Origin of the sequence: Pseudooceanicola endophyticus (assembly GCF_018760365.1) — a bacterium.
Lineage (GTDB): Bacteria > Pseudomonadota > Alphaproteobacteria > Rhodobacterales > Rhodobacteraceae > Pseudooceanicola > Pseudooceanicola endophyticus.
Window position 1 is genome coordinate 158,158 of record NZ_JAHIAB010000001.1, and the last position, 15,169, is coordinate 173,326.

Genomic DNA, 15,169 nt, shown 5'->3' on the forward strand with positions numbered 1-15,169 from the left:
GCGGGCCTGCCCATATCTGGGCCATGCTGAAGCTCACGCCGCTCCTCCTGGCCCTTGCCTATGCCCTGATCGCCTGGCGCTTTTCCTCCTGGCGCCTGAAGGCCGAGCTTGACCGGCGCTCGCGCCCGCTCGAGGAACCGGGGCTGGAACGGCTGACCGCGCGCCTCGCGAAGGCGCTCGACCTGCCGCATATCCCCGTGCATCTCTACGACATTCCCGCGATCAACGGGCTGGCGGCCCCGGACGGGCGGATCTTCCTGACCCGCGGTTTCCTTGACGCCTACCACGCCGGACGCGTCACCGCCGAAGAGCTGACCTCGGTCATCGCGCACGAGCTGGGGCATGTGGCGCTTGGCCATTCCCGGCGCCGGATGATCGACTTCTCGGGCCAGAACGCGCTGCGCATGGGGCTCTCCATGGTGCTGGGACGGCTCTTGCCCGGCATCGGGGCCTATCTGGCGAACGCCCTGACCTCGCTGCTGGCGGCAAGGCTGTCGCGGCGCGACGAATACGAGGCCGACGCCTATGCGGCGGCGCTCCTCACCAAGGCGGGCATCGGCACCGCGCCGCAGATGCGCCTTCTGCAGAAACTCGAAACCCTCACCGGCGGAGGGGGCCGCGGCACCCCCGCCTGGCTGCTCAGCCATCCCCGCACCAGCGAACGGGTCGCGGCCATCGCGCGCCTCGATACCGGCTGGCAGGGGACGGGCCAAAAGGACATGCCATGAAATACTCCCTCCTCGATCTCGCCCCGGTGCCCGAAGGCTCCGATGTCGGCCAGTCCATCGCCGCCTCTGCGCGCCTCGCCCAGGCAGCCGAGCGCCTGGGCTACCACCGGCTCTGGCTGGCGGAACACCACAACATGCCCGGCATCGCTTCCTCGGCCACCGCGGTGATGATCGGCCACCTGGCCGCCGCCACCGCGCGCATCCGCATCGGCTCGGGCGGGATCATGCTGCCGAACCACTCGCCCCTGGTCATCGCCGAGCAGTTCGGCACCCTGGCCGCGATCTACCCCGGGCGCATCGACCTTGGCCTCGGGCGCGCGCCCGGCACCGACCAGGGCACCATGCGGGCGCTGCGCCGCAACCACACCTCCTCCGAGAACTTCCCCCAGGATGTCGGCGAACTGATCGCCCTGCTCGATGACCCGACCGAAGGCCAGACCCTGCACGCCATCCCCGGAGAGGGCACGAAGGTCCCGGTCTGGATCCTCGGCTCCTCGCTCTATGGTGCCCAGCTGGCGGCCCAGGCCGGCCTGCCCTATGCCTTCGCCTCCCATTTCGCCCCCGACGCGCTCGGCCAGGCGGCCGAGGTCTACCGCCGCCACTTCCGCGCCTCGCGCTTCCTCGAAAAGCCGCATTTCATGATGGCGATGAACATCTTCGCGGCAGACACGGAAGCAGAGGCGATCCGCCTGAAATCCTCCCAGCAGCTGCAGTTCGTGGCGCTGCGCACCGGCAAGCCGGGCAAGCTGCCCTATCCGGTCGAGCGGATCGAGGATCACGTGCCCGCCGGCATCCTGGCGCAGGTCAACCGCGCCTTCTCGGTCTCCGCCACCGGCACGCCCGAAACCATCCCCGCCCAGGTCCAGGCCCTGATCGACGCCTTCGAACCCGACGAGCTGATGATCGGCGGCCAGATCCACGACCCCGAGGCCCGCATCCGTTCCTTCACCATCGCGGCCCAGGCCCTGCAATCACTCGGCGCCGAAAGCAGCGCGACCCCGCTCGCCGCTCAGTAACGCGCCAGGCTCTTTCATCTGGCCATAAATATCCCCGCCGGAGGCACCGGTCCGCAAGGGCCGGTCCCCCTCCCGGGGCCGCTCCCCCCCGCCTCAGACCCCAAGCGCCTCCAGCGCCTTGCCGAGCCTGGGCAGCCGCGCCTTGCGCATCAGCGAGCGGATCGTCCAGTCCGACCCCGCCCCCGAGAGCGCCCGCGCCTGCCCCAGCACCCGCGTGCCCACGGTGCCCATGACCTCGGGCGATCCGGCGGCAAAGCCTGCCAGCAGCCCGTCGGGATCGGCGCGCGACACGCCTTCCTCGGCCAGCAGGTGACGGGGGAAATCCTTCGCATTCACGGTGACGATGGCATCGGCGGAACTGCCCACCGCCAGCGCCAGCACATGCAGGTCGTTCTCGTCGGGCAGCCAGAGCCGGCGCGCCACGCCCTCGGGCACGTCGCGCTCGGCGCGGGGCCAGGCGGCCCGCAGCAGCGCCACCTCGGCGCGCGCCTGCGCCTCGCCGGCCTCGCCCAGCTTGCGCGCGGCCCGCGCCCATTCCTCAAGGATGCGCGCCGACCAGACCGGCTCGTAAAGCCCGGCCTCGGCGGCGCCCATCAGCATTTCGCGCATCACGGTCGGATAAAGGACGCAGGCGTCCAGAACCGCCCTCATAGCCGGAAGAACAGCGCTTTCAGGTAGCCGCTCTCGGCCAGCTGGGGATGCATCGGATGATCGGGGCCGGCAAAGCCCGTGTGGATCAGCGCCGAAGCCCGCCCCGTCCCGGCCAGCCCGCGCCCGATCCCCCGGATCGAGGCCTGACGGAACTTCGCCAGATCCGCCGCATGGGAACAGGAGCAAAGCCCGAGGTAGCCGCCCTCGGCCACCAGCGGCGCCGCCAGGCGGGCAATGCGCTCATAGGCGCGCAGACCGGCCTCCAGCGCCTGCTTGCTGGGCGCAAAGGCCGGCGGGTCGCAGATCACCACGTCGAACTGCGCGCCTTCACCGGCCAGCGCCTCCAGCTCGGCGAAGGCATCGCCCTGGCGGGTGGTGAAGCGTTCCGCCGCCCCCATCGCCGCCGCGCCGCGCGCCGCGAGGTCCAGCGCCGGGGCCGAGCCATCGACCGCCGTGGCCGAGACCGCGCCCCCCGCCAGCGCCGCCAGCCCGAAGCCGCCGACATGGCTGAAGACATCCAACACCCGCGCGCCTTGCGACAGGCCCGCCGCGAAGGCATGGTTCGGGCGCTGGTCGTAGAACAGGCCGGTCTTCTGGCCGCCGGTCAGGTCGGCCATGTAGGTCGCGCCGTTCATCTGCACCGGCACCGGCGCCTCGGGGGCCGCGCCCAGCAGCACCGAGGACAGGTCGTCCAGACCTTCCAGGCCGCGCGCGCGGCCCGAAGCGTTCTTGAGGATGTTGGCCACCCCCGTCACCTCGGCCAGGGCGGCGGCCAGCGGTTCGATCAGCGCCTCGGCCCAGGCGGCGTTGGGCTGGATCACGCAGGTGTCGCCGAAACGGTCGATGATCACGCCCGGCAGGCCGTCGGCCTCGGCATGGACCAGCCGGTAGAAGGGCGCCGCATAGAGGCGCTCGCGCATTGCCAGCGCCCGGGACAGCCGCTTGGCGAACCAGGCCTGATCGGGCAGGCCCGCGCCCGCCACGTCCAGCACCCGGCCGATGATCCGGCTTTCGGGGTTCACCGCGACCAGCGCGATGGGGGTGCGCTCCTCGTCCTGAAGCTCGGCGATGGTGCCGGGCGGCAGGGCCTTGGTGCGGCGGTCGGTGACCGCTTCGTTGGCAAAGACCCACGGGTGCCCGTGCCGGATCCGGCGGGCATCGGTCTTGGGTTTCAGGCGGAGGACGGGAAGATCGGGGGTGCTCATGGCGCTTCCTCTACAGGCTTCCGCGCGCCCCGGGAAGCCGGGAACTGCACGAAAGCGGCCCGCGATCCCGCAACGGCGTCAGGATCGCGGCCTCAGCCCCGGGGCCGGATCGGCGCCACCCGCTCCGGCAGCTCCGCCGGAGGGACCGGCGGGACCGGTGGCAACGGGCACAGGCCCAGCACCACGACCCCCAGGACATCGACCAGCTTCCGGGTGATCCGGTAGCGCTGCGTCTCGCCCCGCGCCTCGGCGGCACGGGCCCTTGCCCCGCCGTAGCCGCGAAGCTGGAGGCTCACCAGATGCGCCGGCACCACCACCGCGCCGGTCGCGGGATCCGTCAGCGTGACTTCGAACCGCAGGCTGTGCCAGCCCCCGATCCACGCCCGCGCCGTCTCGGACAGGGCATGGAAATAGGCGACCTGCAGCGTTGCCACCACCGGGCGCCCGCCGTTCGAGCGCGCGAAGGCCTCCTCTGCCGCCTCCAGGAAGATCTGCTGCACCTGGGCATGGCGATCCCCCGGCGGGTCGCCGTGCCAGACGATGTCGCCCAGCGGGTAGTAGCCGGTGCCCTCGGCCACCGAGAGCGCGCGCGGCACCCGCACGATCACCCCCCGGACATCATAGCGCGAGAGCGCCTCCGCCCCGCTGCGGCAGGCCTCGGACCGGGCCCCGGAACCCGGGTCCGGGACAGGGTCCGGACCGGCGCATCCGGCCAATGCCAGGCAGAGCAGCAATGCCCTCCGGATCCGTCCCTGTGCCATCGCCATCCTCCGCCGCGCTTGCCCTGCCCGCCCAGTTACAACCTGAGCGTGTCCTTCTGGCAAGAGATTAAGGTTGCAGCACCACCCGGCCCGGCCCTACCTTCTAGCTGTCCCCGCAGGCAGGCCGGAACGAAGGGCTGGTAAGACCTCGGTGTTAGCGCTAAACCGCGCAAAGTGAGATTGATGCTGCGACCAGCTCCGAAGCCAGATTGGAGGCCTCGACCATGTCCATGAACCAGACCATTTCCGATGTGACCGACAAGATCATCGAGCAGTCCCGCGACCGCCGCGAGACCTACCTGTCACGGATCGGTGCCGCCGCCTCTGCCGGGCCGGTGCGGGCGCACCTGACCTGCGGCAACCAGGCCCATGCCTATGCCGGCATGCCCGCCGACCAGGAGGCGCTGTCGCTGGGGCGGGCGCCCAACCTGGGCATCGTCACCGCCTACAACGACATGCTCTCGGCCCACCAGCCCTATGAGCGCTACCCGCAGCTGATCCGCGAGGCCGCCCGCAAGAAGGGCGCCACCGCCCAGGTCGCGGGCGGGGTTCCGGCGATGTGCGACGGCGTCACCCAGGGCCAGCCGGGGATGGAGCTTTCGCTGTTCTCGCGCGATGTGATCGCCATGGCTGCCGGTGTCGCGCTGTCGCACAACTGCTTCGATGCCGCGCTTTTCATGGGGGTCTGCGACAAGATCGTTCCGGGTCTGGTGATGGCGGCAGCGACCTTCGGCCATATCCCGGCGGTCTTCCTGCCTGCCGGTCCCATGCCCTCGGGCCTGCCGAACGATCAGAAGGCCAAGGTGCGCCAGCAATATGCCGCAGGCGAAGTGGGCCGCGACAAGCTGATGGAGGCCGAGATGGCCTCCTACCACTCCCCCGGCACCTGCACCTTCTACGGCACGGCCAACACCAACCAGATGCTGATGGAGTTCATGGGCCTGCACCTGCCGGGCTCCTCCTTCGTGAACCCCAACACGCCGCTGCGCGACGCGCTGACCATCGCGGGCACCGAACGGGCGCTGGAAATCACCGCCCTTGGCAACGACTACCGCCCCGCCGCCGAGATCCTGGATGAAAAGGCCTTCGTCAACGGAATCATCGGCCTGATGGCCACGGGCGGCTCGACCAACCTGGTGCTGCACATGCCCGCCATGGCGCGCGCCGCCGGCATCATCCTCGACCCCGAGGATTTCGACGCGATCTCCTCGGTCACGCCGCTGCTGGCGAAGGTCTATCCGAACGGTCTGGCGGACGTGAACCACTTCCACGCGGCAGGCGGCCTTGGCTACCTGATCGACCAGCTGCTGAACGCAGGGCTCCTGCACCCCGACACCAAGACCGTCGCCGGCGACGGGCTGGAACGCTACACCCACGAACCCAAGCTGAAGGAAGGCCGCGTCGTCTACGAGGCCGGCGCCCGCGAAAGCCTGAACGACAAGATTGTGCGCCCCGCCACCGATCCGTTCCAGAAGACCGGCGGGCTGAAAAGCCTGAGCGGCCCGCTGGGCAACGCGATCATGAAAGTGTCCGCCGTCAAGCCCGAGCATCACGTGATCGAGGCGCCCGTGCGCATCTTCCACGACCAGCACGACGTCAAGGACGCCTTCAAGAAGGGCGAGTTCACCTCCGACACCATCGTCGTGGTGCGCTTCCAGGGGCCCAAGGCCAACGGGATGCCGGAACTGCATTCGCTGACCCCCACCCTGTCGGTGCTGCTGGATCGCGGCCTGAAGGTCGCGCTGCTGACCGATGGGCGCATGTCGGGCGCCTCGGGCAAGGTGCCCGCCGCGATCCACCTCTCGCCCGAAGCGGCGGATGGCGGCTGGATCGCCCGGCTTCAGGACGGCGACGTGGTGAAGATCGACGCGGTGGCGGGGACCATCACCACCGATGCCGATCTGGCCGCGCGCACGCCGGTCACGCCCGACCTCTCGGCCAACAGCTTCGGCATCGGCCGCGAGCTGTTCGAGACCTTCCGCCAGAATGCCTCGCCCGCGCGCGAAGGCGCCTCCAACGTCGTCTAACCGGAGAGAGTGATGATCACCGCCGAATACGCCTCGAAAGAGGCCCTGAAGATTGCCAACCTCGCGCCCGTGATCCCGGTGCTGGTGGTGCATGATGCCGCCATCGCCCGCCCGCTGGCCGAGGCGCTGGTTGCCGGTGGCCTGCCGGCGCTGGAAGTGACCCTGCGCACCCCCGCGGCCCTCGACGTGATCCGCGAGATGGCACAGGTCGAGGGCGGCGTGGTCGGCGCGGGCTCCATCCTGACGCCGGAAATGGTGACCCAGGTCGTCGAGGCGGGCGCGAAGTTCGGCGTCTCTCCGGGCTCCACCGACAAGGTGCTGGATGCCGCCGAGGCCGCCGATCTGCCGATGCTGCCCGGTGCCGCCACCGCCTCCGAAGTGATGAAGCTGCTGGAACGCGGCTACACCATGCAGAAGTTCTTCCCCGCCGAGATCGCCGGTGGCGCCGCCGCCATCAAGGCCATCGGCGCGCCGATCCCGGGCGTCACCTTCTGCCCGACCGGCGGCGTCAGCCCGAAGAACGCCATGGACTACCTGTCGCTGAAGAACATCGTCTGCGTCGGCGGTTCCTGGGTCTGCCCGCAGTCCCTGATCGACGCGAAGGACTGGAAAGGGATCGAGGAGCTGGCGCGCGAAGCGTCGCAACTCGGCAAGTAAGCCCCTATCAGGTCACACAAAAGGGCGCCCCGCAGGGCGCCCTTTTCGCATCCCGCCCGCGAAATCCCGTTGACGCATCCGCCGCCCCGCCGCACGGTCGCCCCATGGATGACGCGCTGAAGATCTCCCGCCTGCCCCGCCCCTTCGACCCCGACCGGGGCGCCGAGGTCCTTGCCCTGCTGCCCGGCCTTGAAGGCGACCTGCCCGCGCTGATCGCGGGCACCGGCGGCACGTCTCCCTACCTCGCCGGGCTGATCGCCAGGGAGGCCGACTGGCTGCGCAGCTCCGGCGCGCTGGAGACGCCGCAGGCCGCCCTTGCCGCCGAGGCCGCGCGGCTGAGCGACATCGCCCCCGACCAGATCCCGACCGAGCTGCGCCGCGCCAAGCGCCGCTTCGCCCTGATGATCGCGCTCTGCGACCTCTCGGGCGCCTGGCCGCTGGAAAAGGTGACCGGCGCGCTGACCGATTTCGGCGATCTGGCGGCGGGGCTGGCGCTGCGCGCGGCGCTTGCCGCCGAGATCCGCCGCAAGAAGCTGCCCGGCATGAGCGAGGACGACCTGGAGACCTGCTGCGGCATGGTCCTGCTTGCAATGGGCAAGATGGGCGCGCATGAGCTCAACTACTCCTCCGACATCGACCTGATCGCGCTTTACGACGAGCGCCGCTACGAGGACGTGCAGGAGGCCCGCCCGGCGCTGATCCGCGCCACCCGCAAGATGGCGGCGACGCTCTCGGACATCACCGCAGAGGGCTACGTGTTCCGCACCGACCTGCGGCTGCGTCCCGACCCTTCGGTCACCCCGGTCTGCGTCGGCATGGCGGCGGCGGAACGCTACTACGAAAGCCTCGGGCGGACCTGGGAACGCGCCGCCTACATCAAGGCCCGCGCCGCGGTGGGCGATCTGGCGGCGGGGGCCGAATTCCTCGATGACCTGCGCCCCTTCGTCTGGCGGCGCCACCTTGATTATGCGGCGATCCAGGACGCCCATGCGGTGCGCCTCGCCATCCGCGAGAACAAGGGCTTCTTCGGCCCGCTGTCGCTGCCCGGCCACGACATGAAGCTGGGGCGCGGCGGCATCCGAGAGATCGAGTTCTTCGCCCAGTTCCACCAGCTGATCGCCGGGGGGCGTGACCCGTCGCTGCGCATCCGCCCCACGGTTCCGGCGCTGAAGCGACTGGCGGAACAGGGCTGGGTGCCGACCGAGACCGCCCAGATCCTGTCGCGCCACTACCGCGCCCACCGCGAGGTCGAGCACCGCATCCAGATGCTGAACGACGCCCAGACCCATTCCCTGCCCGCCGGTCCCGAGGGGCTGGGGCGGCTGGCGGCGCTGATGGGGCGGGACGAGGCAGAGCTGGCCGCCGACATCAAGGCCCGCCTCGAAGAGGTCCACGACGTGACCGAGGCCTTCTTTGCCCCCGAGAACGGCGGCGCCGAACCTGCCCCGCATCTGGAGTTCGACGAGGAGATCGTCGCGCGCTGGCGCAGCTATCCGGCGCTGTCCTCGGGCCGCGCGCGCGAGATCTTCGCGCGCCTGCGTCCGCAGCTTCTGGACGCGCTGGCCCGCGCTGCCCGCCCCGAAGAGGCGCTGAGCGCCTTCGACGGCTTCCTGCGCGGCCTGCCCGCCGGCGTGCAGCTTTTCGCCCTGTTCGAGGCCAATCCCCACCTGATCGACCTGCTGGGCGACATCGTGGGCACCGCGCCGGATCTGGCGCTGTATCTCAGCCGCAATTCCGGCGTCTTCGATGCGGTGATCGGCGGGCGCTTCTTCTCGGACTGGCCGGGGCTGGAGAGCCTGCGCGAGGAGCTGCGCGGCGTCATCGCCCAGGAGGACGATTACGAGGCCCGCCTCGACGCCGCCCGGCGCTGGCAGAAGGAATGGCATTTCCGCATCGGCGTGCACCATCTGCGCGGCCTCGTGCCGCCGCAGGAGGCGGGGCGCGAATATGCCGAGCTGGCCGAGGCCGTGGTCAGCGCGCTCTGGCCGACGGTGCAGGCCGAATTCGCCGCCCGCCACGGGCTGCCGCCGGGACGCGGCGCGGTGGTGATGGGGATGGGCTCCATCGGGGCGGGGCGGCTGAATGCGCGCTCGGACCTCGATCTGATCGTGATCTACGATCCCGCCGATCAGGAAACCTCCGACGGGGCCCGCCCGCTGCCTGCGCGCACCTATTACGCCCGCCTGACCCAGGCGCTGGTGACCGCGCTTTCCGCCCCGACCGCCGAGGGGCGGCTTTACGAGGTCGACATGCGGCTGCGCCCCTCCGGCAACCAGGGGCCCGTCGCGACCTCCCTGCCCGCCTACCGCGACTACCAGGAGAACCACGCCTGGACCTGGGAACACCTGGCGCTGACCCGCGCCCGGGTGATTGCCGGCCCCGAGGATCTGGCCGCCGATGTGATGGCCTTCCGCGACGGGCTGCTGAAGCGTGGCCGCGCCCCCGGTCCGGTGCTGCGCGACGTCGCCGAGATGCGCGCCCGAATCGCCGCCGCGCGCGGGCCCTCCTCGGTCTGGGACGTCAAGGTCGGCCCCGGGCGCAACCAGGAGATCGAGCTGATGGCCCAGTCCGGCGGCCTTGTCGCCGGCAATCCGGAGGGCTGGGTCGGCGACGGGCTGCGCCTGGCGCAGGAAAGCGGCTGGATGACACCGGCAGAGCGCGACACCCTGACCGAAACCTACCGGCTGCTGTGGTCGGTGGGCCAGGTCGGCAAGCTGCTGAGCGATCGCACCCTCGATCCCGGCGGGATCGGCGAGGGCGGCCGCACCCTGCTGCTGCGCGACACCGGCGCCGAAAGCATCGCGGCGCTTTCGGAGCGGCTGGAGGCCGCGACCCGGGCCGCCGCAGAGGCCATCGACACCATCCTCGCGCGCGAGGCCGCGCCGGAAGAGAGCGCCGGGGACGCGGCGCCGTGAAGGGCGACCGGGCGGATCCGAAGGCGCTGATCCGGGAAGCCTACCGGATCGAGGCGATCACCGAGGCCGAATGCCGTTCGATCCTGATGGATTGGGCCCTGAGTCTACCCCCCGACCAGCCGCAGGAGGCCGCCCTGAAGGTGCTGCTGCAACGCCACGGAGAGGCCGCCCCCGGCCACCCGATGAGTGCGCTGCTGCGCCAGGGGCTGGACCCGGCGGGAGCGCGGGGGCGCCGCGGCGGCTGGCGCGCCCGCCGAACCGACCAATCCCCGGGCTGACGCTTAGTCCGGCGCGAAAGCCGTGTCACAACTTCTGGATATTGGGCGGGACGGCCCCAATTCCCCTCATAGGGGCATTGATGTATGCAGCATTGTGACGATAAGGAAGCCGGAACCTGCCCTGGGTGGTCCGGGCAAAGGAGGTGAACCCGTGTTCTCGCGCTTTATGACCGATTTTCTCGCGCCGCTGATGCGCCGCCCGGCCCGTTACCAGGTCTCGGCGCTGTGCTATCGCTTCACCGCGGACGGCACGCCCGAGATCCTGCTGGTCACCTCCCGCGATACCGGGCGCTGGATCCTGCCCAAGGGCTGGCCGAAGAACGGGCGTTCCGGCGGCGGCACCGCCATCGAGGAAGCCTGGGAAGAGGCGGGGGTGAAACCCGCGCCCCGCGATCCGCTGAAGATCGGCCGCTACCGCTACAAGAAACGCCTCACCGGTGGCCTGCCGGTGGAGACGGTGGTGGATGTCTACGCCATCGAGGTGATCCGCCTGTTCGACGAGTTCCCCGAAATGGACGAACGCGAACGTCACTGGAAACTGCCGCTCGACGCCGCCGAGCTGGTGAATGAACCCGACCTCAAGATCCTGCTGCGCAACCTGCCCCAGCTGCCCTCGGGCCCCGAGGCCCATTCGCAGGCATATCCGCAGGACAGCACCAAGCCGAACGGAGGCTGACCCGCCCCGCCCGGGCGGCCGGACTGTATCCCATGAGCAATGACGACAACGCCTTCGAGTGGAAGACGCTCGACCGCGACCTGAACCGTTTTTCGCGGCTCGAGGCCGCCTCCATGTATGCCTCGCGCCCGCTGGTGGGTGTCGGCCTGTCGATGATCTTCGTGGCGCTCGCGGCCCTTGCGGCGGCGCTGCTGACCGGGGGCAACCAGCCCGGCGACCTGGTGGTCATCGTCGCCGCCGCCTTCGGGGCCTACATGGCACTGAACATCGGCGCCAATGACGTGGCCAACAACATGGGTCCGGCGGTGGGGGCCAATGCGCTCTCCATGGTCGGGGCCATCGCCATCGCCGCGATCGCGGAAACCGCCGGCGCGCTGCTGGCGGGGGGCGACGTGGTTTCGACCATCTCCAAGGGGATCATCGACCCGGCCAGCCTAGCCTCTTCGCAGACCTTCATCTGGGCGATGATGGCGGCGCTGCTGTCGGCGGCGATCTGGGTCAACCTGGCCACCTGGATCGGCGCGCCGGTCTCGACCACCCACTCGGTCGTGGGGGGCGTGATGGGCGCGGGCGTGGCCGCTGCGGGCCTCGGCGCGGTCGACTGGTCCACCATGGGCTCCATCGCGCTCAGCTGGGTGATCTCTCCGTTGCTGGGGGGCATCATCGCCGCCGGTATGCTGGCCTTCATCAAGTGGCGCATCCTCTATGTCGAGGACAAGATCGCCGCCGCGCGTACCTGGGTGCCGGTGCTGATCGGCGTGATGTCCGCCGCCTTTGGCGCCTATCTGGCGATGAAGGGGCTGAAGCACCTGATCAAGCTGTCGCTGGCCGATGCCTGCCTGATCGGCGCCTTCGCCGGCATCCTGCTGGGCGGCCTGTCGGTGCCGCTGATCCGCGCCCAGTCCGAGGGACTCGAGAACCGCAACCGCTCTCTCAAGGTGATGTTCCGCCTGCCGCTGGTGATCTCGGCGGCGCTGCTGTCCTTCGCCCATGGCGCCAATGACGTCGCCAATGCCGTGGGGCCGCTGGCCGCCGTGGTCTATGCCCAGAAGACCGCCGCCACCGCCGGCCAGGTGGAAATCCCGCTCTGGGTCATGGTGATCGGCGCCGTCGGCATCTCGCTTGGACTTGCCGTCTTCGGGCCGAAGCTGATCGGCATGGTCGGCAGCCAGATCACCAAGCTGAACCCGATGCGGGCCTATTGCGTGGCGCTGGCCGCCGCGCTGACGGTGATCGTCGCCTCCGCGCTCGGCCTGCCCGTCAGCTCGACCCACATCGCGGTGGGTGGGGTCTTCGGCGTCGGCTTCTACCGCGAATGGTATGTCGAACGCCGCGCCCGCAAGCTGCAGCAGGAGCGTCCCCGCACCACCCTGGCCACCGAGGAACGCAAGCGCCGCAAGCTGGTGCGCCGCTCGCATTTCATGACCATCATTGCCGCCTGGGTGATCACCGTTCCGGCAGCGGCGCTGCTCTCGGCGCTGTGCTTCTGGGCGCTGTCGGTCTTCGGCGCCTGAGGGCTTTCCCTCTCTCCTGCCTTGTGGCACCCCACCGGGGCACTAGGCAGGAGAACACCATGAGCAAGAGCCTCAAACGGGTGGCCCGCGCCCTTCAGGACGCGGGCATCGCCACCGAGCTGGAAGAAGTGGGCGAGGCCCGCACCGCCCAGCAGGCCGCCGACCTTGTCGGCTGCGAGATCGACCAGATCGCCAAATCCATCATCTTCCGCGGCGAGACCTCCGGAGAGGCCATCCTGTTCATTACCGCAGGCGGCAACCGGGTCGATGACGCCAAGGCCTCGGACCTGGCCGGAGAGGCGCTTGGCAAGGCCGATGCGGCGCTGATCCGGGCCCAGACCGGCTTTGCCATCGGAGGCGTGTCGCCGGTGGGCCACCTGAACCCGATCCGCGCCTTCCTTGATCCCCGGCTGCTGGACTTTCCCCGGATCTGGGCCGCCGGCGGCACGCCGCGCCACCTCTTCGGTATGGACCCGACCGAGCTTCCCCGGATCACCGGCGCGCAAGCCGTTGATTTCACGGGGTGACTCAAAAGAATGTAAATTTCCTTCACATACCCCCTTGCGTGTGGCGGCCCGGGTCCCAATCTAGGCAATGTGAAAAGCATTCACATACCACACACGGAGAGAGAAATGACCACCGCCACCGCATACGACCCGTCCGAGCGCCCGCTGCGCGAGCGTTCGTGGATCGGCAAGACGGAGGACTGGATGGACAGCAGGGGCAAATGGGCCTGGATGACCGCAATGGTTCTGGGCTTCGTCTTCTTCTGGCCGGCCGGCCTCGCACTTCTCTTCTACATGATCTGGGGGAAAAAGATGTTCGGATCGAAATGCCGCAGCCGCATGGAGGGCCGCGGGCCCGCCGCCTACCGCACCGCCCATGCCGCGATGAAGTCCAGCGGGAACTCTGCCTTCGACAGCTACAAGCAGGAGACCCTGCGCCGGCTGGAAGAGGAACAGGGCGCCTTCGAGGCCTTCCTGGAACGCCTGCGCGCCGCCAAGGACAAGGCCGAATTCGACCAGTTCATGGATGACCGCGCCCGCAAGGCCGCCGCCGAGCGCGACGCACCGGCCCGCGAAGAGGCCTGAGGCCGCGGGCCTTCCCGGCGGGCCCGCCCCGCCCCACGACGCGGCCCCCACGGGGGCCGTTGCCGTGTCGGGGATCAGCCAGCCCCCCGCCTTTCCGCCACGCCTGCCCTTGCTCACCGGAGGTTCCGATGTACCGCCCCGACCCCGATTTTCGCGATATTCCCCGGGATCCGCCCGCCGAGTGGACGGCTGGCACCGCCCCCCGCCGCGCCCTGGCCTGGGCCCTGGACAGCGTGCTGGTGCTGGCGATCACCCTGCTGGTGCTGCCCTTCACCGCCTTCACCGGGCTGCTGTTCTTTCCGGCCCTGATGCTGGGCGTGGGCTTTCTTTACCGCCTGTTTACCATTGCCGCCGGATCCGGCACCTGGGGGATGCGCCTGCTGGGGATCGAGCTGCGCAGCCTTGATGGTGCCCGCCTGACCGGCGAGCAGGCCTTTCTTCATACCCTGGCCTATACGATCTGCTGGGCGATCCCGGTGCTGCAGGTGATCTCGGTCATCATGATGGCCGCGACGCCCCATGGTCAGGGTCTGGGTGACCATATCCTGGGAACCACGGCCATGAACCGGCGGCTGCGCTGATCCGGCACGCCCGCAGGGCTTGGCGGAAAGGGAATCGCGCGTTATCGTTCTGCCAAGAGGGGCGGCGCCCGCCGTTCCCGGTTCCCAGTCCCTGCTCCGGTTGTCATGCGTCATTCCCTTCCTCTCGCGCCGCAGTTCTACGTGACCGCCCCGCAGCCCTGCCCCTATCTGGAAGGCAGGATGGAGCGGAAACTGTTCACCTCGCTTCAGGGGGATTCAGCCGAACAGCTGAACAATTCCCTGTCCAAGCAGGGCTTCCGGCGCTCTCAGAACGTACTCTACCGTCCCTCCTGCGCCGATTGCGCCGCCTGCCTCTCGGCCCGGATCCGGGTGTCGGATTTCCGGCCCACCCGCTCGCAGCGGCGCACCATCAACCGCAATGCCCATCTGGAACGCCGCGCCACCTCGCCCTGGGCGACGGAGGAGCAGTTCTCTCTGTTTCGCCGCTACCTCGACAGCCGCCATGCCGATGGCGGCATGGCCGACATGGATGTCTTCGAATTCGCCGCCATGATCGAGGAAACCCCGATCCGCTCGCGCGTCATCGAATATGTCGATCCCGAAGCCGGGCTGAAGGCGGCGGCACTGACGGATGTCCTCGATGACGGGGTGTCGATGGTCTATTCCTTCTACGACCCGACGCTGGAGCGCAATTCGCTGGGCACCTACCTGATCCTCGATCACGTGGAGATCGCCCGGGCCGCCGGGCTGCCCTTCGTCTACCTGGGCTACTGGGTGCCGGGATCGCCGAAGATGGGCTACAAGGCCAAGTTCTCGGGGCTGGAGCTGTATCACGCCGGCCGCTGGGAAGGCATGAACGATCCCGCAGATTACGATTCCACCACCCATCCGCTGAAAAGCGATCCCATCGCCGAGCAGGTGGCCAATATCACCCTGCCCGATACCCGCGCGCCCCGGCGCTGAGGCGGACGCCGGTTCGGGGGCGGATCGGGGCCCGGGCCGGATCGAGCTGGAAGGTCGGGCCGGAGCGCCGGGTTGGGGGCTCTGCCCCCGTCTCCTGCGGAGACTCCCCCGGGATATTTATGGCCAGATGACAGGGAGCGGGGCC

15 protein-coding genes are annotated in these 15,169 nt (G+C 69.6%); 12 read left to right on the forward strand and 3 right to left on the reverse strand.

What is annotated here, in order from left to right; genetic code table 11:
• The first annotated feature begins 23 nt into the window (after positions 1 to 23).
• Entirely contained in the window at positions 24 to 728 is a 705-nt protein-coding gene (locus KM176_RS00795) for a M48 family metalloprotease (RefSeq protein ID WP_160891740.1), read from the forward strand.
• A complete protein-coding gene (locus KM176_RS00800; protein WP_160891742.1) occupies positions 725 to 1,744 on the forward strand; it encodes an LLM class flavin-dependent oxidoreductase in 1,020 nt (339 codons plus the stop codon). The genes KM176_RS00795 and KM176_RS00800 overlap by 4 nt, the downstream gene beginning before the upstream one ends.
• Positions 1,745 to 1,837: 93 nt before the next feature.
• Here KM176_RS00800 and KM176_RS00805 read toward each other — a convergent pair whose 3' ends face one another.
• The 3 genes from KM176_RS00805 to KM176_RS00815 form a co-directional block, all read right to left on the reverse strand.
• A complete protein-coding gene (locus KM176_RS00805) occupies positions 1,838 to 2,395 on the reverse strand; it encodes an RSP_2648 family PIN domain-containing protein (RefSeq protein WP_160891744.1) in 558 nt (185 codons plus the stop codon).
• A complete protein-coding gene (locus tag KM176_RS00810; protein ID WP_160891746.1) occupies positions 2,392 to 3,600 on the reverse strand; it encodes an RSP_2647 family RNA methyltransferase in 1,209 nt (402 codons plus the stop codon). Before KM176_RS00810 ends, KM176_RS00805 begins: the two co-directional genes overlap by 4 nt.
• A gap of 92 nt (positions 3,601 to 3,692) precedes the next feature.
• Positions 3,693 to 4,361, reverse strand: a complete 669-nt coding sequence (locus KM176_RS00815; protein WP_160891748.1) for a DUF6778 family protein — start codon at positions 4,359 to 4,361, stop codon at positions 3,693 to 3,695.
• Positions 4,362 to 4,585: 224 nt separating this feature from the next.
• Between KM176_RS00815 and edd the strand changes: the two genes are divergently transcribed.
• The 10 genes from edd (at position 4,586) to KM176_RS00865 (ending at position 15,024) form a co-directional block, all read left to right on the forward strand.
• On the forward strand, positions 4,586 to 6,388 hold the full coding sequence (gene edd / locus KM176_RS00820) for a phosphogluconate dehydratase (RefSeq protein WP_160891750.1): 1,803 nt from the start codon (positions 4,586 to 4,588) through the stop codon (positions 6,386 to 6,388).
• Between the two features lie 12 nt (positions 6,389 to 6,400).
• Positions 6,401 to 7,045: a bifunctional 4-hydroxy-2-oxoglutarate aldolase/2-dehydro-3-deoxy-phosphogluconate aldolase gene (eda, locus tag KM176_RS00825; protein ID WP_160891752.1), complete on the forward strand. Its 645-nt coding sequence runs from the start codon at positions 6,401 to 6,403 to the stop codon at positions 7,043 to 7,045.
• Positions 7,046 to 7,149: 104 nt separating this feature from the next.
• On the forward strand, positions 7,150 to 9,960 hold the full coding sequence (locus KM176_RS00830; protein ID WP_160891754.1) for a [protein-PII] uridylyltransferase family protein: 2,811 nt from the start codon (positions 7,150 to 7,152) through the stop codon (positions 9,958 to 9,960).
• Positions 9,957 to 10,238 carry a hypothetical protein gene (locus KM176_RS00835; protein ID WP_160891756.1) on the forward strand — a complete coding sequence of 94 codons (282 nt, stop codon included), beginning with the start codon at positions 9,957 to 9,959 and terminating at the stop codon, positions 10,236 to 10,238. Before KM176_RS00830 ends, KM176_RS00835 begins: the two co-directional genes overlap by 4 nt.
• A gap of 151 nt (positions 10,239 to 10,389) precedes the next feature.
• Entirely contained in the window at positions 10,390 to 10,914 is a 525-nt protein-coding gene (locus KM176_RS00840; RefSeq protein ID WP_375372112.1) for an NUDIX hydrolase, read from the forward strand.
• A gap of 32 nt (positions 10,915 to 10,946) precedes the next feature.
• Positions 10,947 to 12,428 (forward strand): inorganic phosphate transporter, encoded by a 1,482-nt coding sequence (locus tag KM176_RS00845; protein WP_160891757.1) that lies wholly within the window; start codon positions 10,947 to 10,949, stop codon positions 12,426 to 12,428.
• A 59-nt stretch (positions 12,429 to 12,487) separates the two neighbouring features.
• Positions 12,488 to 12,955 (forward strand): YbaK/EbsC family protein, encoded by a 468-nt coding sequence (locus tag KM176_RS00850; protein WP_160891759.1) that lies wholly within the window; start codon positions 12,488 to 12,490, stop codon positions 12,953 to 12,955.
• A 105-nt stretch (positions 12,956 to 13,060) separates the two neighbouring features.
• A complete protein-coding gene (locus KM176_RS00855) occupies positions 13,061 to 13,519 on the forward strand; it encodes a DUF2852 domain-containing protein (RefSeq protein ID WP_160891761.1) in 459 nt (152 codons plus the stop codon).
• A 128-nt stretch (positions 13,520 to 13,647) separates the two neighbouring features.
• Positions 13,648 to 14,100 (forward strand): RDD family protein, encoded by a 453-nt coding sequence (locus tag KM176_RS00860; RefSeq protein WP_160891763.1) that lies wholly within the window; start codon positions 13,648 to 13,650, stop codon positions 14,098 to 14,100.
• A gap of 105 nt (positions 14,101 to 14,205) precedes the next feature.
• Entirely contained in the window at positions 14,206 to 15,024 is an 819-nt protein-coding gene (locus KM176_RS00865) for an arginyltransferase (RefSeq protein WP_160891765.1), read from the forward strand.
• Positions 15,025 to 15,169 lie beyond the last annotated feature (145 nt).